The organism is Brevibacillus laterosporus (assembly GCF_030489605.1).
Taxonomy (GTDB): domain Bacteria; phylum Bacillota; class Bacilli; order Brevibacillales; family Brevibacillaceae; genus Brevibacillus_B; species Brevibacillus_B laterosporus_E.
Window position 1 is genome coordinate 33,572 of sequence record NZ_JAUKFY010000025.1, and the last position, 20,404, is coordinate 53,975.

General features: G+C 43.3%; 34 protein-coding genes. 33 read left to right on the plus strand and 1 reads right to left on the minus strand.

Annotation, left to right across the window (positions count from 1 at the left end):
- Positions 1-48 precede the first annotated feature (48 nt).
- The 3 genes from fusA to QZ995_RS20210 all read left to right on the plus strand — a co-directional run bounded on the left by fusA (position 49) and on the right by QZ995_RS20210 (position 4,549).
- Positions 49-2,127, plus strand: a complete 2,079-nt coding sequence (fusA, locus tag QZ995_RS20200) for an elongation factor G (protein WP_301810525.1) — start codon at positions 49-51, stop codon at positions 2,125-2,127.
- 163 nt (positions 2,128-2,290) lie between these two features.
- Positions 2,291-3,481: an elongation factor Tu gene (gene tuf / locus QZ995_RS20205; RefSeq protein ID WP_301810528.1), complete on the plus strand. Its 1,191-nt coding sequence runs from the start codon at positions 2,291-2,293 to the stop codon at positions 3,479-3,481.
- Between the two features lie 327 nt (positions 3,482-3,808).
- Positions 3,809-4,549 carry a DMT family transporter gene (locus QZ995_RS20210; RefSeq protein WP_301811085.1) on the plus strand — a complete coding sequence of 247 codons (741 nt, stop codon included), beginning with the start codon at positions 3,809-3,811 and terminating at the stop codon, positions 4,547-4,549.
- A 45-nt stretch (positions 4,550-4,594) separates the two neighbouring features.
- Here the strand turns inward: QZ995_RS20210 and QZ995_RS20215 are convergent, their stop codons facing one another.
- On the minus strand, positions 4,595-4,999 hold the full coding sequence (locus QZ995_RS20215; protein WP_301810531.1) for a globin: 405 nt from the start codon (positions 4,997-4,999) through the stop codon (positions 4,595-4,597).
- Between the two features lie 261 nt (positions 5,000-5,260).
- On the opposite strand from QZ995_RS20215, the gene rpsJ reads away from it, so the two are divergent.
- The 30 genes from rpsJ (at position 5,261) to rplQ (ending at position 20,290) form a co-directional block, all read left to right on the plus strand.
- A complete protein-coding gene (rpsJ, locus tag QZ995_RS20220) occupies positions 5,261-5,569 on the plus strand; it encodes a 30S ribosomal protein S10 (RefSeq protein WP_003333796.1) in 309 nt (102 codons plus the stop codon).
- A 148-nt stretch (positions 5,570-5,717) separates the two neighbouring features.
- Positions 5,718-6,344 (plus strand): 50S ribosomal protein L3, encoded by a 627-nt coding sequence (gene rplC / locus QZ995_RS20225; protein WP_301810547.1) that lies wholly within the window; start codon positions 5,718-5,720, stop codon positions 6,342-6,344.
- 17 nt (positions 6,345-6,361) lie between these two features.
- The gene (gene rplD / locus QZ995_RS20230; RefSeq protein WP_301810548.1) at positions 6,362-6,985 is read left to right on the plus strand and encodes a 50S ribosomal protein L4; all 624 of its coding nucleotides are present in this window, start codon (positions 6,362-6,364) and stop codon (positions 6,983-6,985) included.
- Positions 6,985-7,275, plus strand: a complete 291-nt coding sequence (gene rplW, locus QZ995_RS20235; RefSeq protein WP_003333793.1) for a 50S ribosomal protein L23 — start codon at positions 6,985-6,987, stop codon at positions 7,273-7,275. The genes rplD and rplW overlap by 1 nt, the downstream gene beginning before the upstream one ends.
- 33 nt (positions 7,276-7,308) lie before the next feature.
- Positions 7,309-8,139, plus strand: a complete 831-nt coding sequence (gene rplB / locus QZ995_RS20240; protein ID WP_003333792.1) for a 50S ribosomal protein L2 — start codon at positions 7,309-7,311, stop codon at positions 8,137-8,139.
- A gap of 53 nt (positions 8,140-8,192) precedes the next feature.
- Positions 8,193-8,474, plus strand: coding sequence for a 30S ribosomal protein S19 (gene rpsS, locus QZ995_RS20245; RefSeq protein WP_003333791.1), 282 nt, complete (start codon positions 8,193-8,195; stop codon positions 8,472-8,474).
- 30 nt (positions 8,475-8,504) lie between these two features.
- The gene (gene rplV / locus QZ995_RS20250) at positions 8,505-8,837 is read left to right on the plus strand and encodes a 50S ribosomal protein L22 (protein WP_003345155.1); all 333 of its coding nucleotides are present in this window, start codon (positions 8,505-8,507) and stop codon (positions 8,835-8,837) included.
- Between the two features lie 13 nt (positions 8,838-8,850).
- Positions 8,851-9,513, plus strand: a complete 663-nt coding sequence (gene rpsC / locus QZ995_RS20255) for a 30S ribosomal protein S3 (protein ID WP_003333788.1) — start codon at positions 8,851-8,853, stop codon at positions 9,511-9,513.
- Positions 9,514-9,515: 2 nt separating this feature from the next.
- Entirely contained in the window at positions 9,516-9,950 is a 435-nt protein-coding gene (gene rplP, locus QZ995_RS20260) for a 50S ribosomal protein L16 (RefSeq protein WP_018673893.1), read from the plus strand.
- Entirely contained in the window at positions 9,940-10,137 is a 198-nt protein-coding gene (rpmC, locus tag QZ995_RS20265) for a 50S ribosomal protein L29 (protein WP_301810553.1), read from the plus strand. The genes rplP and rpmC overlap by 11 nt, the downstream gene beginning before the upstream one ends.
- 22 nt (positions 10,138-10,159) lie before the next feature.
- A complete protein-coding gene (gene rpsQ / locus QZ995_RS20270) occupies positions 10,160-10,426 on the plus strand; it encodes a 30S ribosomal protein S17 (protein WP_003333785.1) in 267 nt (88 codons plus the stop codon).
- 59 nt (positions 10,427-10,485) lie between these two features.
- A complete protein-coding gene (rplN, locus tag QZ995_RS20275; RefSeq protein WP_003333784.1) occupies positions 10,486-10,854 on the plus strand; it encodes a 50S ribosomal protein L14 in 369 nt (122 codons plus the stop codon).
- A gap of 48 nt (positions 10,855-10,902) precedes the next feature.
- Positions 10,903-11,217 (plus strand): 50S ribosomal protein L24, encoded by a 315-nt coding sequence (gene rplX, locus QZ995_RS20280; RefSeq protein ID WP_003333783.1) that lies wholly within the window; start codon positions 10,903-10,905, stop codon positions 11,215-11,217.
- Between the two features lie 26 nt (positions 11,218-11,243).
- On the plus strand, positions 11,244-11,786 hold the full coding sequence (gene rplE / locus QZ995_RS20285) for a 50S ribosomal protein L5 (RefSeq protein ID WP_301810559.1): 543 nt from the start codon (positions 11,244-11,246) through the stop codon (positions 11,784-11,786).
- 24 nt (positions 11,787-11,810) lie between these two features.
- Positions 11,811-11,996 (plus strand): type Z 30S ribosomal protein S14, encoded by a 186-nt coding sequence (locus QZ995_RS20290; protein WP_003333781.1) that lies wholly within the window; start codon positions 11,811-11,813, stop codon positions 11,994-11,996.
- A 27-nt stretch (positions 11,997-12,023) separates the two neighbouring features.
- On the plus strand, positions 12,024-12,422 hold the full coding sequence (rpsH, locus tag QZ995_RS20295) for a 30S ribosomal protein S8 (protein ID WP_301810563.1): 399 nt from the start codon (positions 12,024-12,026) through the stop codon (positions 12,420-12,422).
- A gap of 30 nt (positions 12,423-12,452) precedes the next feature.
- Positions 12,453-12,989, plus strand: a complete 537-nt coding sequence (rplF, locus tag QZ995_RS20300; RefSeq protein ID WP_301810566.1) for a 50S ribosomal protein L6 — start codon at positions 12,453-12,455, stop codon at positions 12,987-12,989.
- Between the two features lie 33 nt (positions 12,990-13,022).
- The gene (gene rplR, locus QZ995_RS20305) at positions 13,023-13,385 is read left to right on the plus strand and encodes a 50S ribosomal protein L18 (protein ID WP_031413212.1); all 363 of its coding nucleotides are present in this window, start codon (positions 13,023-13,025) and stop codon (positions 13,383-13,385) included.
- A gap of 29 nt (positions 13,386-13,414) precedes the next feature.
- Positions 13,415-13,912: a 30S ribosomal protein S5 gene (gene rpsE, locus QZ995_RS20310; protein WP_003333777.1), complete on the plus strand. Its 498-nt coding sequence runs from the start codon at positions 13,415-13,417 to the stop codon at positions 13,910-13,912.
- 16 nt (positions 13,913-13,928) lie between these two features.
- The gene (rpmD, locus tag QZ995_RS20315) at positions 13,929-14,117 is read left to right on the plus strand and encodes a 50S ribosomal protein L30 (protein WP_003345160.1); all 189 of its coding nucleotides are present in this window, start codon (positions 13,929-13,931) and stop codon (positions 14,115-14,117) included.
- Positions 14,118-14,148: 31 nt separating this feature from the next.
- A complete protein-coding gene (gene rplO, locus QZ995_RS20320; protein WP_003333776.1) occupies positions 14,149-14,589 on the plus strand; it encodes a 50S ribosomal protein L15 in 441 nt (146 codons plus the stop codon).
- A complete protein-coding gene (gene secY / locus QZ995_RS20325; RefSeq protein WP_064019501.1) occupies positions 14,589-15,884 on the plus strand; it encodes a preprotein translocase subunit SecY in 1,296 nt (431 codons plus the stop codon). The genes rplO and secY overlap by 1 nt, the downstream gene beginning before the upstream one ends.
- Positions 15,885-15,992: 108 nt before the next feature.
- Positions 15,993-16,637, plus strand: coding sequence for an adenylate kinase (locus tag QZ995_RS20330; protein WP_031413217.1), 645 nt, complete (start codon positions 15,993-15,995; stop codon positions 16,635-16,637).
- Between the two features lie 6 nt (positions 16,638-16,643).
- On the plus strand, positions 16,644-17,390 hold the full coding sequence (gene map, locus QZ995_RS20335; protein WP_301810573.1) for a type I methionyl aminopeptidase: 747 nt from the start codon (positions 16,644-16,646) through the stop codon (positions 17,388-17,390).
- A 136-nt stretch (positions 17,391-17,526) separates the two neighbouring features.
- Complete coding sequence (gene infA / locus QZ995_RS20340; protein ID WP_003333772.1) at positions 17,527-17,745, plus strand: translation initiation factor IF-1; 219 nt, start codon at positions 17,527-17,529, stop codon at positions 17,743-17,745.
- A gap of 31 nt (positions 17,746-17,776) precedes the next feature.
- On the plus strand, positions 17,777-17,890 hold the full coding sequence (gene rpmJ, locus QZ995_RS20345) for a 50S ribosomal protein L36 (protein WP_003333770.1): 114 nt from the start codon (positions 17,777-17,779) through the stop codon (positions 17,888-17,890).
- A gap of 23 nt (positions 17,891-17,913) precedes the next feature.
- Positions 17,914-18,282: a 30S ribosomal protein S13 gene (gene rpsM / locus QZ995_RS20350; protein ID WP_018673882.1), complete on the plus strand. Its 369-nt coding sequence runs from the start codon at positions 17,914-17,916 to the stop codon at positions 18,280-18,282.
- Positions 18,283-18,298: 16 nt separating this feature from the next.
- On the plus strand, positions 18,299-18,697 hold the full coding sequence (gene rpsK / locus QZ995_RS20355) for a 30S ribosomal protein S11 (RefSeq protein ID WP_018673881.1): 399 nt from the start codon (positions 18,299-18,301) through the stop codon (positions 18,695-18,697).
- A gap of 158 nt (positions 18,698-18,855) precedes the next feature.
- Positions 18,856-19,800, plus strand: a complete 945-nt coding sequence (locus tag QZ995_RS20360) for a DNA-directed RNA polymerase subunit alpha (protein ID WP_301811087.1) — start codon at positions 18,856-18,858, stop codon at positions 19,798-19,800.
- A 127-nt stretch (positions 19,801-19,927) separates the two neighbouring features.
- Positions 19,928-20,290 carry a 50S ribosomal protein L17 gene (rplQ, locus tag QZ995_RS20365; protein WP_003333760.1) on the plus strand — a complete coding sequence of 121 codons (363 nt, stop codon included), beginning with the start codon at positions 19,928-19,930 and terminating at the stop codon, positions 20,288-20,290.
- The last annotated feature ends 114 nt before the right edge of the window (positions 20,291-20,404 follow it).

Below are 20,404 nucleotides of genomic sequence, written 5' to 3' on the forward strand. Positions count from 1 at the left end.
GGATACCCGCATATTCTCACATATGAGTATGGAAGGAGCAATTCCTAAATGGCTCGCGAATTCTCTCTAGCGAATACGCGTAATATCGGTATCATGGCACACATCGATGCCGGTAAAACGACAACAACCGAGCGTATTCTTTTTTATACCGGTCGCGTTCACAAAATCGGTGAGACACACGAAGGTGCCGCAACGATGGACTGGATGGAACAAGAACAAGAGCGCGGTATCACAATCACTTCTGCTGCTACGACTGCTCAATGGAATGGTCACCGCATCAACATCATCGATACACCTGGTCACGTAGACTTCACAGTTGAGGTTGAACGTTCTCTGCGTGTACTTGATGGTACTGTTGCGGTTTTTGACGCGAAGGGCGGCGTAGAACCTCAGTCTGAGACTGTATGGCGCCAAGCAGACCGTTATGGTGTACCACGTATTTGTTACGTAAACAAAATGGATATCATGGGTGCAAACTATGATATGTGTTTAGAACAAATTAAAGAGCGTCTAGGCGCTAACCCTGTAGCTATCCAATATCCAATTGGTGCTGAAGATAATTTCACAGGTATCGTTGACCTTGTTGAAATGAAAGCTCACATCTATGTAGATGACTTGGGTAAAACTTCTGAAACTACAGAGATCCCTGCTGAATTAAAAGAAAGATGCGAAGAACTTCGCATGCATCTTGTTGAATCAGCTGCAGAACAAGACGAAGAATTAATGATGAAATACCTTGAAGGCGAAGAGTTAACCATTGAAGAAATCAAAGGTGCTCTGCGTAAAGGTACTATCGCAGTTAATCTAGTTCCTGTTCTTTGTGGTTCTTCTTATAAGAACAAAGGTGTTCAATTGATGTTGGATGCAGTAGTTGACTACTTGCCAGCTCCAATTGACGTACCAGCTATTAAAGGTACTCTTCCTGATAGTGAAGAAGAAGTAGTTCGTGAATCCGATGACAATGGTCCGTTCTCTGCTCTTGCATTTAAGATCATGACTGACCCTTACGTTGGTAAACTTACATTCTTCCGTGTATACTCTGGTACACTAGCTTCCGGTTCTTACTTGCTGAACTCTACCAAGGGTAAACGCGAGCGTATCGGACGTATCCTACAAATGCACGCTAACCACCGTGAAGAAATCCCTATGGTTTACTCCGGTGACATTGCAGCGGCTGTAGGTTTGAAGGATACTACAACTGGGGATACCTTGTGCGATGAGAAATCGCCAGTTATCCTTGAGTCTATGGTATTCCCTGAGCCAGTTATCCACGTTGCTATTGAACCAAAATCCAAAGCAGACCAAGATAAGATGGGTATCGCCCTTTCTAAACTTTCTGAAGAGGATCCAACGTTCCGTACGCACACTGATGAAGAAACTGGACAAACCATCATCGGTGGTATGGGTGAGCTTCACCTAGATATCATCGTTGACCGTATGAGACGCGAATTCAAGGTAGAAGCTAACGTGGGTGCTCCACAAGTAGCTTACCGTGAAACATTCCGCGGATCTGCTAAGGTTGATGGTAAATTCGTACGCCAATCCGGTGGTCGTGGTCAATACGGTCACGTTGTGGTTGAGTTCTCTCCACTTGAGCCAGGTCAAGGCTTCATGTTTGAGAACAAAATTGTTGGTGGTGCGGTTCCTCGTGAATACATCCCAGCAGCTCAAGCGGGTATCGAAGAAGCTATGAAAAATGGTGTTCTTGCAGGATTCCCACTTGTAGACATTAAAGCTGTTCTTGTAGACGGTAGCTACCATGATGTAGACTCCTCTGAGATGGCGTTTAAAGTTGCAGGTTCCTTGGCACTTAAAGAAGCAGCTAAGAAGTGTGGAGCTGTTCTTCTTGAGCCAGTTATGAAAGTAGAAGTTACTGTACCTGAAGACTACATGGGTGACGTAATGGGTGACCTTAACTCTCGCCGTGGACGCATTGAAGGTATGGAAGCTCGTGCAAACGCACAAGTTATCCGCGCAATGGTACCACTTTCTGAGATGTTTGGTTACTCTACAGTACTACGTTCCCGTACACAAGGTCGCGGTCAGTACTCTATGCAAATCGACCACTACGAAGAAGTACCAAGAAATATTTCTGATGAAATCATCAAGAAGTCTAAAGGTGAATAATCAGTATCTATTTTTTGGGAATTTACTTCCAGTGTAGATTTCTCTCTTTATCTTCAAAGAAGAAAGGTTTACAATATTGTTTGGTTACAGCCAACTTCATGTAAACCTTTCTCTCTATACTTATTATAAAAAACCTTTAATCTTTAAGGAGGCACAAATTCTCATGGCAAAAGCTAAATTTGAGCGGAATAAACCCCACGTTAACATCGGTACTATCGGTCACGTTGACCATGGTAAAACAACTCTAACTGCTGCTATCACTACTGTTCTTTCAGTAACTGGTGGAGCAACTGCTATGGACTACGGTAGCATCGACGCTGCTCCTGAAGAGCGCGAGCGTGGTATCACAATCAACACTGCACACGTTGAGTACGAAACTGAAACTCGTCACTATGCACACGTTGACTGCCCAGGCCATGCTGACTATGTTAAAAACATGATCACTGGTGCTGCACAAATGGACGGAGCGATCCTAGTAGTATCTGCTGCTGACGGTCCAATGCCACAAACTCGTGAGCACATCCTTCTTTCTAAACAAGTAGGTGTACCTTACATCGTAGTATTCATGAACAAATGCGACATGGTTGACGATGAAGAGTTGCTAGAACTAGTTGAAATGGAAATCCGTGACCTATTGTCTCAATACGAGTTCCCAGGTGACGACACTCCAGTAATCAAAGGTTCTGCTAAAGAAGCTTTGGATAACCCAACTGGCGAATGGGCTAAGAAAATTCTTGAGTTGATGGAAGCAGTTGATTCTTACATCCCAACTCCAGAACGTGCTACTGACAAACCTTTCTTGATGCCTGTAGAGGACGTATTCACAATCACTGGTCGTGGTACAGTTGCTACTGGTCGCGTTGAGCGCGGTGTTATCAAAGTTGGTGACGCTATCGAAATCATCGGTCTTCAAGAAGAAACTCGCAGCTCCACTGTAACAGGTGTTGAGATGTTCCGTAAGCTTCTTGACCAAGCTGAAGCTGGGGACAACATTGGTGCTCTTCTACGTGGTGTTGAGCGTAAAGACATCGAGCGTGGACAATGTCTAGCTAAACCAGGTTCCGTTAAACCTTACACTAAATTCAAATGTGAAGTTTACGTTCTATCTAAAGAAGAAGGTGGACGTCATACTCCATTCTTCGCAAACTACCGTCCACAGTTCTACTTCCGTACAACTGACGTAACAGGTATCATCCAATTGCCAGAAGGCGTTGAAATGATCATGCCTGGCGATAACACTGAGTTCACTGTTGAACTTATCGCTCCAGTTGCAATGGAACAAGGTACTCGTTTCGCGATTCGCGAAGGTGGCCGTACAGTAGGCGCTGGCGTAGTATCTACTATTGTTGAGTAATTTTTACTTGATATAAAAAACCCGAGGAATATATCCTCGGGTTTTTTGTATGCTTTGCAAACGTTACTTTTCAACCGCCCTATAGTCAAATCAATATCAACCTGTTACAATACCTTTCATATTTTGATTGAGGAGTGGAACAGAAGTGGGAAAGAAAGATTCATACATCTATGTCATATTAACATCTGTAGTATGCTTCTGGGGACTTAATGTAGTAATGATAAAATATCTGTCTTTTTTTCCTCCAGTAGTCATTGCAGCGATTCGAATGTTGATGCGGCAATTGTATTAACTCCAATCCTATTTGTTAAGAAAGAAAAATGTAAGATATCAGTAAAGCAATGGCTGTTTATAGTAGCAATCGGCTCTACATCAATTGCTTTGCATCAGGTTCTTTTAGCTTGGGGGCTTCAACATAGTACAGCTGGAAGCTCCTCATTAATTTTGGCATTAAATCCTTTAGCCACTAGTTTATTAGCCGCTATGTTTTTTGGGGAAAAGCTAAGTTTTCGCAAAGGCTTAGGTATTTTACTTGGTTTTACTGGTGTAATTATTGCAGTTACATCAAAAGGGAATGGACAAATCTCATTTGGATTGGGCGAGATCATTATCTTTGGATCTATGCTGATGTATGTAGCAGGTGGTTTGTTGGTAAGAGGGGCTAAGTCAACTGGTTTGCCGGTATGGGAGCTGACGGCGTATTCTCAGTGGATAGGTGCTATCGTGTTAGGGATTTTGAGCGTGGGGATGTATCCTACATATATTTATCAGGAGATGAATACCAGTTGGTTCACCTGGTTTGTCATTTTTTGCTCGGGTGGCATATCCAGTGGTCTCGGATCATTAGGCTGGAATTATGGCATTCAAAAGATAGGAGCTAGTCAAACGTCCATTTTTCTCAATGGCATGCCAATAGCGAGTTTGCTTTTTGCTGCTTTGCTTATTGACGAGCCGTTTACTTATTTGGCTGTAATTGCTCTGCTATGCACAGTTGCGGGAGTTTATCTAGGTTCTACCAAGCCGCGCCCTGTGAAAATTCAACTATCTATTAAAGGTAGAGGAGTTTAGATGAAGTTCCAAGTGTGAAAAACTAATATTATATAGAAGGGACGCCTAGGAAGGCGTTCCTTCTTGTTGATTCCAATGATTAATCATGTGGTGTGCTGTCAAAGTAAGTCGTTCAAAAATCTGAGATTTCATCGGTTCCTCAATCTCAGTATGATCTAGAGCTTGTTCCATACAATGAAGCCAAGCTCCTGCCCGTTTTGGAGTAATTTTAAAAGGCAGATGACGCGCTCGAAGCATGGGATGCCCATGTTTTTCAGAATAGAGAGAAGGTCCACCAAGAAATTGAGTTAGAAACAAATATTGCTTTGCTTTTACTTCTGTAAGATCAGATGGAAAAATAGGAATTAAGTCTTCATGCTTGGCAACCAAATCATAGAAGTGATTTACTAGTTTCTTAAGGGTGGGAGCTCCTCCAATTTGGTCATAAAGGCTTCCAGACTTTTCAATCACATGAAGGCTCCTTTCTATTGTATAATAGCAAAAGTCGTAGCTCGCATAACTCTATTATACTTGTTTGATTAGAAATTCATAGGAATTACAAAAAAAACTTGCAATGCCTATATTTCTTTAGTAAAATAGTGAATGTTGGTCATGGACTTGCGATGATGCGGGAGGTTGCTGACACACCCGGCTCCTTTGCCATTGCTGGGGTGCAGGATATTTTCGCGGAGAAATGTCCGTTATAATATGGGCGAAAAAGGAGGGACTACAATGGCAAAACAAAAGATTCGTATCCGATTGAAAGCATATGATCATAAGATTCTAGATCAATCAGCAGAAAAAATCGTAGAAACTGCGAAACGTTCCGGTGCAAATGTATCTGGTCCGATTCCGCTTCCTACTGAGAAAGCTGTGTACACAATTCTTCGTGCGGTTCATAAGTATAAAGATTCTCGTGAGCAATTCGAAATGCGTACGCATAAGCGTCTAATTGATATCTTGAATCCAACACCACAAACGGTTGATGCACTAATGCGTTTGGATCTACCATCTGGTGTTGATATTGAGATTAAGCTTTAATCTCTACCTAGAGTGCGACACGCTAGCTAGCGTTGTCTTGATGAGTACGGAAGTTAAAGGATTCACCATATAGCTCCCCTGCTCGTCAGTAGGGACTTGATACAACAAAGGTCATTTTATGAAAATGTTAATGTAGGAGGTGGCACAAATGACCAAAGGAATCTTAGGAAAAAAACTTGGAATGACTCAAGTTTTCGCTGAAAATGGTACAGCGACTGCTGTAACTGTAATCCAAGCAGGTCCTTGCGTGGTTCTTCAAAAGAAGGATCAAGCGACTGATGGATATGAGGCAATTCAGATCGGTTTCGACGATAAGAAAGAAAATCGTACGAACAAACCTGAAAAAGGGCATGCAGCTAAAGCTAACACTGCACCTAAGCGCTTCATCCGTGAAATCAACGGAATTAACCTCGCTGATTATGAGGTAGGTCAAGAACTTAAAGCCGATATTTTTGCCGCAGGAGAGTTTGTAGACGTGTCCGGCGAGACAAAAGGTAAAGGTTTTGCAGGTTCTATCAAACGCCACAACCACGCTCGTGGTCCAATGGCTCACGGTTCTCGTTACCATCGTGGACCAGGTTCCATGGGTTCTATCGCAGCTAACCGTGTGTTCAAAGGTATGAAATTGCCTGGTCAAATGGGTGGCGAAAAAGTAACAATCCAAAATCTTGAGGTTGTTAAAGTTGATACAGACCGTAACTTGATTCTTGTTAAAGGTTCCATACCTGGACCTAAAAACAGCTACGTAGTCGTGCGTACGGCTGTCAAGAAATAAGGAAAGGAGGAACTGACATGCCAAAAGTAGCTCTTTATAACCAAACAGGTGCGCAAGTAGGCGACATCGAATTGGCTGAAGCTGTATTCGGTATCGAACCAAACAACGCTGTACTGTTTGATGCAATCGTTATGCAACAAGCTTCTCAACGCCAAGGTACTCACGATGTTAAAAATCGTTCTGAAGTACGTGGTGGTGGACGCAAACCATGGCGTCAAAAAGGTACTGGTCGTGCACGCCAAGGATCTATTCGCTCTCCTCAATGGAAAGGCGGCGGCGTAGTATTCGGACCTACACCTCGCAAATATGGATATAAGCTAAACCGTAAAGTTCGTCGTTTGGCTCTTAAATCCGCTCTATCTACAAAAGTACAAAACAATGAATTGTTGGTACTAGATTCATTGACTATGTCTGCTCCTAAAACTAAGGAATTTGCTGGTATTCTTTCTAACTTGAAAGTTGATCGTAAAGTTCTTATCGTAACAGCAGATTATGATCAAAACGTTGCTCTTTCTTCTCGCAACATCCCAGGTGCTAAGTGCATTGATGCTGTTGGCGTTAACGTTCTTGACCTAGTTGCTCATGATAAAGTAATCGTAACTAAAGAAGCGATTGCTAAAGTAGAGGAGGTGCTCGCATAATGAAGAGCCTTCACGATGTTATCAAGCGCCCTATCATTACTGAGCGCACCACCGATATGATGGCTGACAAGAAGTACGTTTTCGAAGTACCTATGAAAGCCAACAAAACGGAAATCAAACAAGCTATTGAGAAAGTTTTCGGCGTAAAAGTTGAAGCAGTTAACACAATTCGCGTTGCTGCAAAACCTAAGCGCTATGGTAAATATGCTGGATACACTTCTGAGTGGAAAAAAGCAATCGTTAAATTGACTGCTGATAGCAAAGAGCTAGAATTCTACGAAGGTATTTAAGCTCGACGACTTTCTATAAGGAGGGAATAAGGAATGGGTATCAAGAAGTTTAAACCGACTTCTCCGAGTCGTCGCCATATGACGGTTTCTACCTTCGAAGAGATCACAACCTCCACTCCGGAGAAATCTCTTCTACAACCGCTTAACAAAAAAGCTGGACGTAATAATCAAGGTAAGATTACTGTTCGTCATCAAGGTGGCGGCCATAAGCGTAAATATCGTGTTATCGATTTCAAACGTAACAAAGATGGTATCGTAGGTCGCGTAGCTACTATCGAATACGATCCAAACCGTTCTGCAAACATCGCGTTAATTAACTACGTTGATGGTGAAAAGCGTTACATCATCGCTCCACATGGTTTGAAAGTTGGAGATGAGATTGTATCCGGCGCAGATGCAGACATCAAAACAGGTAACTGCTTACCACTTGTAAACATTCCTGTTGGTACAACAATCCACAACATCGAGTTGAAACCAGGTAAAGGTGCTCAGTTGGTTCGTGCAGCTGGTACTTCTGCTCAATTGCTAGGTCGCGATGGAGAATTCGTAATCGTGCGTCTAGGTTCTGGTGAAACTCGTCGTATCCACAACGTATGCCGTGCTACTATCGGTCAAGTTGGTAACTTGGATCACGAATTGATCAACATCGGTAAAGCTGGTCGTAAACGTTGGTTGGGCGTACGTCCTACTGTTCGCGGTAGCGTAATGAACCCTAACGATCACCCACACGGTGGTGGTGAAGGTCGCGCTCCTATCGGTCGTAAAGCACCAGTTACTCCTTGGGGTAAACCTGCATTGGGTCTTAAGACTCGTAAGAAGAAAAACAAGAACGATAAATACATTATCCGTCGCCGTAAGAAGTAAGATCGGATAATACAATAAACCGAACGCCTTTGGCGAAGGGAGGTTTCTGAACTATGGGTCGTAGCTTGAAGAAAGGTCCTTTCGTGGACGACCACTTGATGAAAAAGGTTGATGCTTTGAACGAGAAAAACGAGAAGAAAGTTGTCAAAACTTGGTCTCGCCGTTCTACTATCTTCCCTGATTTTATCGGTCATACATTCGCTGTATACGATGGTCGTAAACATGTTCCTGTATACGTGACTGAAGATATGGTCGGACACAAATTAGGTGAATTCGCACCTACTCGTACCTTCAGGGGTCACGTCGACAACGACAAAAAATCCAAGAAGCGCTAATTATTCTCTTCATAGAGGGGAGGTACAATCATGGAATCTAAAGCAGTTGCTCGTAATATTCGAATCGCGCCTCGTAAAGTGCGTCTAGTTATCGATCTAATCAGAGGCAAGAAAATTGGAGAAGCTCTAGGTATTTTGAAACACACTCCTAAAGCAGGTTCTCCAGTAGTAGAGAAGCTTTTAAACTCTGCGATTGCTAATGCTGAGCATAACCACAACATGGACGTTGAGAATCTTGTTGTGAGTCAAATTTTCGTAGATCAAGGTCCTACCTTGAAACGATTCCGCCCACGTGCAATGGGTCGTGCTAGCCGTATTCATAAGCGCACTAGCCACATCACAGTGGTACTAAACGAAAAATAAGGAGGGAAATTGAGTGGGACAAAAGGTAAGTCCGGTCGGTCTGCGAGTTGGCGTAATTCGTGACTGGGAATCCAGATGGTATGCTGATAAGGACTTCGCAACTTTGTTGCATGAAGACCTTCACATTCGTAAATACATCAAAGGTCGTCTTAAAGACGCTGCTGTATCTACAGTTGAAATCGAACGCGCTGCAAACCGCGTAAACGTAACAATTCACACTGCTAAGCCTGGTATGGTTATCGGTAAAGGTGGCTCTGAAGTTGAAACACTTCGTAAAGCTCTTTCCCAACTTACTAGCAAGCGTGTACACATCAATATCAACGAGATCAAGAAACCTGATCTTGACGCTACTCTAGTAGCTGAAAACATTGCTCGTCAATTAGAAAACCGTATTTCTTTCCGTCGTGCACAAAAGCAAACAATCACTCGTTCTTTGCGTGCAGGTGCGAAAGGTATCAAAACACTTGTTAGTGGTCGTCTAGGTGGAGCTGATATCGCTCGTTCTGAAGGTTACAGCGAAGGTACTGTACCTCTTCATACATTGCGTGCTGACATCGACTATGGTACAGCTGAAGCTCACACTACTTATGGCCGCATCGGTGTAAAAGTATGGATCTACCGTGGTGAAGTTCTTCCAACTAAGAAGAACGTTGCACGAGTGGAAGGAGGCAAGTAAACATGTTGATGCCTAAACGCGTGAAGCATCGTAAACAACATCGTCCGAAGTTGTCCGGTAACGCTAAAGGCGGTACAACTGTTGCTTTCGGTGAATATGGCCTCCAAGCTCTTGAACCAGCTTGGGTAACGAATCGTCAAATCGAGGCAGCACGTATTGCGATGACACGTTATATCCGTCGTGGCGGTAAAGTTTGGATTAAAGTTTTCCCAGACAGACCGATTACACAAAAACCTCTAGAAGTCCGCATGGGTTCTGGTAAAGGTTCCGTTGAAAAATGGGTTGCTGTAGTTAAACCAGGTAAAGTTATGTTTGAACTTGCTGGTGTATCTGAAGAAGTAGCGCGTGAAGCTATGCGTCTTGCTATGCACAAACTACCTGTTAAGTGTAAGTTTGTTAAGCGCGAAGAAGTGGGTGGTGACGCACATGAAGGCTAATGAATACCGCAATCTAACCACTGCCGAGATCGAACAAAACGTTTCTTTTTTGAAAGAAGAATTGTTCAACCTTCGTTTTCAATTAGCTACTGGCCAATTGGAAAACACGGCTCGTATTAAGCAAGTGCGTAAGGATATCGCATGCGCGAAAACTATCCTACGCCAACGTGAATTAGGAATCGGCTAATATAAGGAAGGAGGTTCCAACGATGACCGCACAACGCAATTTGCGTAGAACGCTGGTAGGTCGTGTAGTATCAGACAAAATGGATAAAACCGTTGTTGTTCTGGTTGAAACCTACAAAAAACATACGTTGTATGGTAAGCGTGTGAAGTACTCTAAAAAGTTCAAAGCACACGATGAAAACAATACAGCTAAAATCGGTGATATCGTAGAAATTATGGAAACTCGTCCGCTTTCTAAGGACAAGAGATTCCGTCTTGTAAAAGTAGTACAAGAAGCTGTCATTGTATAAGATAGCTTACTATATGATAGACTCGGATAAAACATCACATCCGAAGGGAGTGACTCAGAATGATCCAAACTCAATCCAGACTAGCAGTTGCTGACAACTCTGGTGCTAAAGAATTAATGTGCATTAAGGTTCTTGGTGGATCTGGCCGCAAGACTGCTAACGTAGGCGACATTATCGTTTGCTCTGTCAAAGCTGCTACACCCGGAGGAGTTGTCAAGAAAGGTCAAGTAGTTAAGGCTGTTATCGTTCGTACCGTTAGTGGCGTACGTCGTAACGATGGTTCTTACATCCGCTTCGACCAGAATGCAGCTGTAGTTATCAAAGATGATAACTCTCCACGTGGTACTCGTATCTTTGGACCGGTTGCTCGTGAGCTTCGTGAAAAAGACTTCATGAAGATCATCTCTCTGGCTCCTGAGGTTATCTAAATTAACGTAACAAATTTGTATTTTGTTCGATAGGAGGTGCACCCAGCGATGCACGTAAAAAAAGGCGATATGGTTATCGTTACTGCGGGCAAAGACAAAGGTAAAAAAGGTCAAGTATTGGCTGCTTTACCTAAAAAAGACCGTGTGTTGGTAGAAGGTATTAATCTTGTGAAGAAGCATGCTCGTCCTTCTCAAGCGAATCCTCAAGGCGGAATCGTAACACAAGAAGCTGCCATTCACGTTTCTAATGTCTCTCTAATTGACCCTAAAACAGGAAAACCTACCCGCGTAGGTTACAAAGTATTAGAGAACGGTAAAAAAGTTCGGGTTGCGAAAAAATCTGGCGAAGTAATCGATAAGTAGTCAGGTCGGAAAGGAGGTTGTCTTAAATGGCAGCAAGATTGAAAGAAAAGTACTTGCAGGAAATCGTTCCTAGCTTGATGACTAAGTTTAATTACAAAACTGTCATGCAAGTTCCTAAAGTAGAGAAAATCGTAATCAACATTGGTGTTGGTGAAGCAGTTGCTAACGCAAAAGCTATCGATACAGCCATTGAAGATTTGCAATTAATCGCTGGTCAAAAACCAATTGTTACTCGTGCGAAGAAATCTATCGCTGGTTTCAAATTGCGTGAAGGTATGCCAATCGGTGCGAAGGTAACACTTCGTGGTGAGCGTATGTACCAATTCCTCGATAAATTGATGAACGTATCTCTACCACGTGTTCGTGACTTCCGTGGTATTTCATCCAAAGCTTTTGACGGTCGTGGAAACTATACTCTTGGTCTTAAAGAGCAATTGATTTTTCCAGAGATCGAATACGATAAAATTGATAAGGTTCGCGGTATGGACATCGTAGTGGTAACATCTGCGAAAACTGACGAAGAAGCTCGTGAACTTCTAACTCAGATGGGTATGCCATTCCGTAAATAAACCCTATCGTAAGGAGGGACAATTGTGGCAAAGAAATCTATGATCGTGAAGCAACAGCGTGATCCTAAGTTCAAAGTTCGTGCGTATACTCGTTGCGAACGTTGCGGTCGTCCGCACTCTGTGCTTCGCAAATTTAAACTGTGCCGTATTTGCTTCCGTGAATTGGCTTACAAAGGCCAAATTCCAGGTGTAAAGAAAGCCAGCTGGTAATATAGACGGGAAGGAGGTTTTTCTCTCATGGTAATGACTGATCCAGTTGCTGATATGCTAACTCGCGTCCGCAATGCGAACATGGTTCGTCACGAGAAAGTTGAAATTCCTGCATCTAACCTGAAGAAGGAAATTGCTCGCATTTTGAAAGAAGAGGGCTTTATCCGTGATGCGGAATTTATTGAAGACAACAAGCAAGGAATCATCCGTTTGTTCCTTAAATACGGGGTTAACAACGAACGTGTAATCACTGGCCTAAAACGTATCAGTAAGCCAGGACACCGTGTTTATGCTAACAACAATGAAATTCCTCGTGTATTAGGCGGACTAGGTGTCGCTTTGATCTCTACTTCCAAAGGTGTTATGACTGACAAACAAGCTCGTCAAGCACATGTTGGTGGAGAAGTACTAGCTTATATTTGGTAATCTTAGATTTACGCACAGGAGGTGCAAGTCATGTCACGTGTCGGTAAAAAACCGATTACGGTTCCTGCAGGCGTTACTTTAACTCTGAACGGTACAGAGTTGACAGTAAAAGGCCCTAAGGGTACTCTCGTTCGTAACTTTCATCCGGACATCAAAATCAACATTTCTGAATCTGAAGTAATCGTTGAGCGTCCGTCTGACAATAAACTTCATCGTTCTCTACATGGTACTACTCGTGCCTTGGTATCGAACATGGTTGTAGGTGTATCTGAAGGTTTCACTCGTACACTTGAACTAGTAGGTGTAGGATATCGTGGAGCTAAGTCTGCTAACGGTGTAACTCTTTCTTTAGGTTTCTCTCACCCAGTTGAGGTAACTCCTGAAAAAGGAATCGAATTAGAATTAACTAACCAAACAACACTTGTTGTTAAAGGTATTGATAAAGAGCGTGTAGGCCAAGTGGCTGCTGAAATCCGTTCTCTACGTAAACCTGAGCCTTACAAAGGTAAAGGTATTCGTTACAGCGATGAAGTTGTTCGTCGTAAAGAAGGTAAAAAAGGTAAATAAGCCGCATAGTTTCATCAGAAAGGAGGCCGCTTAATGTTTACGAAAAACGATAAAAACAAAGCACGGAAAAAACGTCAACTGCGTATTCGTAAGCGTGTAATGGGTTCTGCTGCTCGTCCACGTTTGAATGTTTTCCGTTCTTCTAAGCATATCTATGCTCAGTTAATCGATGATGTAGCAGGTACAACTCTTGCAGCTGCATCTTCACTTGATAAAGAGCTTAACTTAAATAACGGTTCTAATATTGAAGCAGCAACTGCTGTTGGTAACCTGATCGCAGCACGCGCTCAAGAAAAAGGTCTCACTGAAATCGTCTTTGACCGTGGTGGTTACTTGTACCATGGACGTGTTAAAGCACTAGCTGATGCAGCACGTGAAGCTGGTCTGCAATTCTAGGAGACAATAAGATACAAGGAGGGAAAAGAATGCGTATCGACGCTAGCAAATTAGAGCTAGAAGAAAGAGTCGTCGCTGTTAACCGCGTAGCGAAAGTGGTTAAGGGTGGTCGTCGCTTCAGCTTTAGCGCACTAGTAGTAGTAGGCGATAAGAACGGCCATGTTGGCTCTGGTATGGGTAAAGCCCAAGAAGTACCGGACGCAATTCGTAAAGCAATTGATGACGCGAAGAAAAACATGATTCGCGTACCTTTAAAAGGAACTACCATCCCTCACGAAGTTTTGTGCCATTTCGGTTCTGGCCGCGTATTGATCAAGCCAGCTTCTGAAGGTACAGGAGTTATCGCGGGTGGCCCAGTTCGTGCGGTACTTGAACTTGCAGGTGTAGGTGACGTGTTGAGTAAATCTTTGGGTTCTAACAACCCAATCAACATGGTTAGCGCTACTCTTGAAGGTCTTAGCCGTCTGAAAACTGCTGAAGACGTAGCTAAACTTCGCGGAAAAACTGTTGCAGAACTTTTAGGATAGAAGGAGGGAAAGGGACATGGCGAAATCATTACAAATCACGCTAAAACGTAGCCTCATCGGTCGTCCGGCTGACCAGAAGGAAACGGTGAAAGCCCTTGGCCTTCGCAAAATCCATCAAACAGTAGAAAAACAAGATAACGTAGCAATGCGTGGTATGATTTTCAAAGTTAAACATCTTGTAGATGTAAAGGAAATCGGAGAATAAGCTACAGATTGATAGTGAGGAGGTGCAACCTATGAAATTGCATGAACTTAAACCAGCAGAAGGTTCCCGTCATGAGCGTAAACGTCTAGGACGTGGTATCGGTAGCGGAACTGGTAAAACAGCTGGTAAAGGTCACAAAGGTCAAAATGCTCGTTCTGGTGGTGGCGTACGCCCAGGATTTGAGGGTGGTCAAAACCCACTATTCCGTCGTTTACCTAAACGTGGCTTCCACAACATCAACCGCAAAGAGTTTGCAATCGTATCTCTAGATGCATTGAACCGCTTTGCTGAAGGTACAGTGGTTACACCTGAGTTGCTTAAAGAAACAGGAGTTATCAGTGCTCTTCGTGATGGCGTGAAAGTTTTGGCTAACGGTGAATTAACAGTGAAGCTAACAGTAAAAGCTCACAAATTCTCTGGTGCTGCTGCTGAAAAGATTGCTCAAGTCGGTGGAACCACTGAGGTGATCTAATGTTAGGATCTTTTTCTAACATCTTTAAGATAGGCGACCTGCGTCGAAAGGTGTTTTTCACTCTTTTGATGCTTGTCGTCTTCCGAATTGGAACCCACGTTCCTGTGCCTAACATCAATGTTGATTTACTTCAAGGTAATACCAACAATTTTGTAGGTCTTCTGGATACATTCTCTGGTGGTGCATTGAAAAAATTCTCTATCTTTGCGATGGGAATTATGCCTTACATCACTGCTTCGATCATTATGCAGCTTCTTTCCATGGATGTGGTTCCGAAGTTTACGCAATGGTCGAAGGAAGGAGAAGTGGGACGTCGCAAAATTGCGCAGGTAACACGCTACGGTACGATTGTTCTTGGATTTATCCAATCACTTGGTATGACCTATGGGTTTAACCGAATGATGAACGGATTAGTTACTGATACATCTTGGAGCAGCTTTTTGTTAATTGCTTTGACTCTAACAGCAGGAACTGCTTTTTTGCTGTGGTTAGGTGAGCAAATTACCGAAAAGGGCATTGGTAATGGTATTTCCATTATCATCATGGCGGGTATCGTCGCCAATATACCTGGTGGGATTCATACGATCTATGAGATGCAGTTTAACAATCCCAACTCGCAAGTTTTCTTTGGAGTTATTAAAATCTTGCTGATTCTGCTTGCGGTTCTATTGCTGGTTGTAGGGATTATCTTCATGCAACAAGGCTTGCGTAAGATTCCTGTTCAGTATGCGAAACGTGTTGTAGGACGTAAGATGTATGGTGGACAGTCTTCTCATATTCCACTAAAAGTCAACTCAGCAGGGGTTATTCCGGTAATCTTCGCTGTGTCGCTAGTAGTGTTTCCGTCAACAATCGCTAGTTTCTGGGTTAAACCGACTGGTGAAGGAATTGCTAACTGGATTTATAACAACTTCCAAGTTAGCGCTCCGCTTGGCATGACGCTTTATGCGGTGTTAATCATTGGCTTTACGTTCTTCTATACATTTGTTCAGATGAATCCTGCTCAAATGGCAGAAAATATGAGAAAGAATGGCGGTTACATTCCTGGAATTCGCCCTGGTACTAACACCGAGGTATATATTACTCGTACATTAACTCGCCTAACGTTCGCCGGTGCTATATTCCTGACTATCATCTCACTATTGCCTTTCGCATTTAGTAAGATGTTTGGATTACCTAACTCGATTTATATCGGTGGTACTTCCATCTTGATTATGATTGGGGTTGTTCTCGACACCATGAAACAAATCGAGAGCCAGCTTATACAGCGTCATTACAAAGGCTTCATTAAATAACGAGTATAATAATCACCTCTGAACCTCCTAATGGGAGAGGATCTGGTGCAGAAAGAATTCTTTAAGGATTTCCTTACAGGGTCTTTCGTAAGTGGACGGGGGATTGACATGAATATAATTTTGATGGGTCTTCCTGGAGCCGGTAAAGGCACACAGGCAGAGCGTATCGTAGAAACCTTTAACATCCCGCACATCTCTACCGGTGATATGTTCCGGGCTGCTATTAAAAACCAGACTCCATTAGGTTTGGAAGCAAAGTCCTACATGGATAAAGGTAACTTGGTACCAGATGAGATTACGATCGGCATTGTGCGGGAACGTTTAAGTAAAGATGATTGTGCAAAAGGATTTCTTCTCGATGGTTTTCCGCGCACAGTTCCACAAGCTGAAGCATTAAGCTCCATGCTAAAAGAACTGGGACGTGAACTTGACCACGTGATTAACATCGAGGTTCGCCGCGAGTTGTTAATTGAACGTCTTACTGGTCGCTGGATCTGCCCAACTTGCGCTGCGAGCTACCACACAGTGTTTAACCCACCTCAAGTGGATGGAATCTGTGATAAAGATGGCAGCAAGCTATTCCAACGAGATGATGACAAAGCAGAAGTAGTAACACAGCGTTTAGATGTTAATATTTCTCAAGCTAATCTTTTAGTTGATTACTACTCCAAAGAGGGTATCTTGCGTACAATCAATGGAGAACAGGATATCGACAAGGTGTTTGAAAATATTGCCACGTTATTGCGAGGGTAAGCGATAATGATTAATATAAAGTCTAAAGCTGAACTTGAGATAATGAGGGAAGCTGGCCGAATTGTCGCTTTAACTCATCAACAACTGGCAAACTTCATAAAGCCGGGTGTTACTACAAAGGAACTTGATGAGCTGGCCGAAACTTTTATTCGCAGTCATAATGCGATTCCGTCGTTTAAGGGCTACGGTGGGTTTACAGGCAGTATCTGTGCCTCAGTCAATGAGGAACTCGTACATGGAATTCCAGGAAAACGGACATTGCAAGAAGGGGATATCATCAGCATAGATATTGGTGCTAAGTTCCAAGGTTATCATGGTGACTCAGCCTGGACCTATGCTGTTGGTGACATCTCTGTGGATGATCAGCGCCTGATGCAAGTCACGGAAGAGTCCTTATATAAAGGTCTAGCGAAAGCAATTCCTGATGGACGCCTTTCTGATATCTCTCATGAGATTCAACTACATGCGGAAGCTGCTGGTTATTCAATTGTCCGCGAGTACGTGGGACATGGAATCGGTCAAAGTTTGCATGAAGATCCACAAATTCCTAATTATGGTTCTCCTAACAGAGGGCCAAGATTAAAGCCAGGAATGGTTTTAGCAATCGAGCCGATGGTGAATGCTGGCGAACGTTATGTCCGCACATTGGAGGACAATTGGACGGTCGTAACAGTGGATGGGAAAAAGTGTGCGCACTATGAACACACCATCGCGATTACGGAAGATGGCTATGAGATCTTGACTAGACCCTAAACGAAGGTGAACTGGAAGATTGTCGTTCAACGTGTTGACGATAAGTTTGTTCAAGTAGCCGAGAAGTTTCTCGAGGCATTATGATAATGCCAAACTCATGGTCTGACTGTATAAACAGTTGAAAGGAGACTAGCCAATGGCCAAAGACGACGTAATTGAAGTAGAAGGTACCGTCATCGAACCATTGCCAAATGCAATGTTCCGTGTTGAGCTGGAAAATGGACATAAAGTATTGGCACATGTATCGGGAAAAATTCGAATGCACTTCATTCGTATTCTTCCTGGAGACAAGGTAACTGTCGAACTATCGCCTTACGACTTAACTCGCGGGCGTATTACGTACCGTTACAAATAATTTTAACCCCTAGAAAAGGGAGGCAAGAACCATGAAAGTAAGACCGTCGGTTAAACCGATTTGCGAAAAGTGCAAAGTTATCCGTCGCAAAGGTAACGTTATGGTTATTTGTGAAAATCCAAAACATAAGCAAAAACAAGGATAAAATCAAGGAGGTGCTTTAGAAGAATGGCACGTATTGCAGGCGTCGACTTGCCTCGTGAAAAACGAGTGGAAATCGCACTTACCTATATCTTCGGTATCGGTCGCTCTACTTCCCAACGCATTCTTGCGGAAGCTGGCGTAGATGCTAATGCTCGTGTTCGTGATTTGACTGAAGATGAAGTTAACAAACTTCGTGAATTCATCGACAAGAACATCAAAGTTGAGGGGGACCTTCGTCGTGAAATCTCTCTTAACATTAAACGCTTGATGGAAATTGGTTGCTTCCGTGGTATCCGCCATCGTCGTGGTTTACCAGTTCGTGGTCAACGTTCTAAAACAAATGCTCGTACACGTAAAGGTCCTCGTCGTACAGTAGCGAACAAGAAGAAGTAAAGGAGGGTAAATTAACATGGCTAAAAGAAAACAAGTTGCGACTCGTACACGTCGTCGCGATCGTAAAAATGTTGAAGTTGGCGTAGCACATATCCGTTCTACATTCAACAACACTATCGTTACGATCACAGACCCTCATGGCAACGCAATCTCTTGGTCCAGTGCTGGTGCCCTCGGCTTCAGAGGTTCCCGTAAGAGCACTCCATTCGCAGCGCAAATGGCTGCTGAAACTGCAGCAAAAACTGCAATGGATCATGGAATGCGTTCTTTGGAAGTACTAGTTAAAGGTCCTGGTGCTGGTCGTGAGGCTGCTATCCGTTCATTGCAAGCTGCTGGTTTGGAAGTTAACATGATTAAAGATGTTACCCCAATCCCACACAACGGCTGCCGTCCACCAAAACGTCGCCGCGTGTAGTCGGGTTTATAAAGCTCAGAACTTGTCCATAATAGAATGGTAGATTCTGCTTTTTTGGCTTGACATGCATGCAAACGGTAAACCGCCGAAAGAAATTCCTGAGTGGGTCCCTAGGCCCACCCTTGAATTTCGACGTTTTGAAGGAGGGTTTGTTAAGAATGATAGAAATAGAAAAACCTAGAATTGAGGTTGTGGAGTTAGACGACGACAACTTGTACGGCAAATTCGTCGTTGAGCCCCTTGAGCGTGGTTACGGTACAACCCTTGGCAATTCACTCAGACGGATTCTACTGTCTTCTTTGCCAGGCGCGGCGGTTACTTCTGTTCAAATTGACGGTGTACTACACGAATTCTCGACTGTCGAGGGAGTAGTGGAGGACGTAACTGAAATCATCCTCAACATCAAGGGTCTTGCGCTTAAGATCCATTCTGATGAAGAAAAAATTCTTGAGATTGATGCAGAAGGCGAAGGCGTTGTGAAAGCAGGAGATATTCGTGCTGATAGTGATGTGGAGATTTTAAACCCTGATCTGCATATCGCAACGTTAGCAACTGGCGGTCGTCTGCATATTCGCATGACAGCAGGGCGCGGTCGTGGGTATGTTCAAGCAGATGGCAATAAATCTGAGGATCAACCAATTGGTGTTATTCCAATTGACTCCATTTACACTCCAATCAAACGTGTTAACTATCAGGTTGAGAATACCCGCGTAGGGCAAATGACTAACTATGATAAATTAACATTGGAAGTTTGGACAAATGGAAGCATCCGCCCTGAGGAAGCTGTTAGCCTTGGAGCCAAAATCATGACGGAACATCTTAACTTGTTTGTTGGTTTGACTGACGAAGCGAAAGATGCTGAAATCATGGTCGAAAAAGAAGAAGATAAGAAAGAAAAAGTCTTAGAGATGACTATCGAAGAGCTTGATCTTTCTGTTCGTTCTTACAACTGCTTGAAACGCGCTGGTATCAACACGGTTCAAGAGTTAACTCAGAAGTCTGAAGAAGATATGATGAAAGTTCGTAACTTGGGACGTAAATCTTTAGAAGAAGTTCAAGAAAAACTTCAAGAGCTTGGTCTAGGTCTACGTAACGACGACTAAGAGCTTTTAGCATAGTTGATCTATACAGATGTTACTATCCGCTCCTTGTCTTGGGAGAGGGTCAAATCTGGTGTGAAATGCTGATGCATATTAAGTCACAACATACCAGAAAGAAGGAGGTTAGAACATGGCATACCGTAAACTTGGACGTCGTAGTGCGGCTCGTAAAGCTCTGTTCCGCGATTTGGTAACAGATCTTATCATCAACGAGCGCATCGAAACGACTGAAATGAAAGCGAAAGAACTACGTTCTATCGCTGATAAAATGGTCACTCTTGCAAAACGCGGTGATCTTCATGCACGTCGTCAAGTAGCTGCTTTCGTTCGTAACGAAGTTGCTACTGAGGAAGGCAAAACAGCTGTTCAAAAACTTTTCGATGATATCGCACCACGTTTCGCTGAGCGTAATGGTGGATACACTCGTATCCTTAAAGTTGGTCCTCGCCGTGGCGATGCTGCACCAATGGCTTATATCGAATTAGTTGAATAGTAACTGGTTGCTAGAGAAAGGGTGAGGACAGGGTCTGGTTTTGCCGGGTTCTGATTCAACCCTTTTTTCTTTTATCCAGATATAGTTCCAAAAACATCTTGTAATTTGCCTGTG

Excerpts from the sequence above, each read along its gene's own strand:
- rplX (WP_003333783.1), top strand. The coding sequence starts at position 10,903 with ATGCACGTAAAAAAAGGCGATATGGTTATCGTTACTGCGGGCAAAGAC.
- rplW (WP_003333793.1), top strand. The coding sequence starts at position 6,985 with ATGAAGAGCCTTCACGATGTTATCAAGCGCCCTATCATTACTGAGCGC.
- rplV (WP_003345155.1), top strand. The coding sequence starts at position 8,505 with ATGGAATCTAAAGCAGTTGCTCGTAATATTCGAATCGCGCCTCGTAAA.
- rpsM (WP_018673882.1), top strand. The coding sequence starts at position 17,914 with ATGGCACGTATTGCAGGCGTCGACTTGCCTCGTGAAAAACGAGTGGAA.
- rplE (WP_301810559.1), top strand. The coding sequence starts at position 11,244 with ATGGCAGCAAGATTGAAAGAAAAGTACTTGCAGGAAATCGTTCCTAGC.
- rpmC (WP_301810553.1), top strand. The coding sequence starts at position 9,940 with ATGAAGGCTAATGAATACCGCAATCTAACCACTGCCGAGATCGAACAA.
- rpsK (WP_018673881.1), top strand. The coding sequence starts at position 18,299 with ATGGCTAAAAGAAAACAAGTTGCGACTCGTACACGTCGTCGCGATCGT.
- rplF (WP_301810566.1), top strand. The coding sequence starts at position 12,453 with ATGTCACGTGTCGGTAAAAAACCGATTACGGTTCCTGCAGGCGTTACT.
- rplN (WP_003333784.1), top strand. The coding sequence starts at position 10,486 with ATGATCCAAACTCAATCCAGACTAGCAGTTGCTGACAACTCTGGTGCT.
- infA (WP_003333772.1), top strand. The coding sequence starts at position 17,527 with ATGGCCAAAGACGACGTAATTGAAGTAGAAGGTACCGTCATCGAACCA.
- QZ995_RS20330 (WP_031413217.1), top strand. The coding sequence starts at position 15,993 with ATGAATATAATTTTGATGGGTCTTCCTGGAGCCGGTAAAGGCACACAG.
- rpsQ (WP_003333785.1), top strand. The coding sequence starts at position 10,160 with ATGACCGCACAACGCAATTTGCGTAGAACGCTGGTAGGTCGTGTAGTA.
- QZ995_RS20360 (WP_301811087.1), top strand. The coding sequence starts at position 18,856 with ATGATAGAAATAGAAAAACCTAGAATTGAGGTTGTGGAGTTAGACGAC.
- rpmD (WP_003345160.1), top strand. The coding sequence starts at position 13,929 with ATGGCGAAATCATTACAAATCACGCTAAAACGTAGCCTCATCGGTCGT.
- secY (WP_064019501.1), top strand. The coding sequence starts at position 14,589 with ATGTTAGGATCTTTTTCTAACATCTTTAAGATAGGCGACCTGCGTCGA.
- rpsS (WP_003333791.1), top strand. The coding sequence starts at position 8,193 with ATGGGTCGTAGCTTGAAGAAAGGTCCTTTCGTGGACGACCACTTGATG.
- rplC (WP_301810547.1), top strand. The coding sequence starts at position 5,718 with ATGACCAAAGGAATCTTAGGAAAAAAACTTGGAATGACTCAAGTTTTC.
- rplR (WP_031413212.1), top strand. The coding sequence starts at position 13,023 with ATGTTTACGAAAAACGATAAAAACAAAGCACGGAAAAAACGTCAACTG.
- rplB (WP_003333792.1), top strand. The coding sequence starts at position 7,309 with ATGGGTATCAAGAAGTTTAAACCGACTTCTCCGAGTCGTCGCCATATG.
- rplQ (WP_003333760.1), top strand. The coding sequence starts at position 19,928 with ATGGCATACCGTAAACTTGGACGTCGTAGTGCGGCTCGTAAAGCTCTG.
- rpsJ (WP_003333796.1), top strand. The coding sequence starts at position 5,261 with ATGGCAAAACAAAAGATTCGTATCCGATTGAAAGCATATGATCATAAG.
- rplD (WP_301810548.1), top strand. The coding sequence starts at position 6,362 with ATGCCAAAAGTAGCTCTTTATAACCAAACAGGTGCGCAAGTAGGCGAC.
- rpmJ (WP_003333770.1), top strand. The coding sequence starts at position 17,777 with ATGAAAGTAAGACCGTCGGTTAAACCGATTTGCGAAAAGTGCAAAGTT.
- rplO (WP_003333776.1), top strand. The coding sequence starts at position 14,149 with ATGAAATTGCATGAACTTAAACCAGCAGAAGGTTCCCGTCATGAGCGT.
- fusA (WP_301810525.1), top strand. The coding sequence starts at position 49 with ATGGCTCGCGAATTCTCTCTAGCGAATACGCGTAATATCGGTATCATG.
- rpsE (WP_003333777.1), top strand. The coding sequence starts at position 13,415 with ATGCGTATCGACGCTAGCAAATTAGAGCTAGAAGAAAGAGTCGTCGCT.
- tuf (WP_301810528.1), top strand. The coding sequence starts at position 2,291 with ATGGCAAAAGCTAAATTTGAGCGGAATAAACCCCACGTTAACATCGGT.
- rplP (WP_018673893.1), top strand. The coding sequence starts at position 9,516 with ATGTTGATGCCTAAACGCGTGAAGCATCGTAAACAACATCGTCCGAAG.
- rpsH (WP_301810563.1), top strand. The coding sequence starts at position 12,024 with ATGGTAATGACTGATCCAGTTGCTGATATGCTAACTCGCGTCCGCAAT.
- map (WP_301810573.1), top strand. The coding sequence starts at position 16,644 with ATGATTAATATAAAGTCTAAAGCTGAACTTGAGATAATGAGGGAAGCT.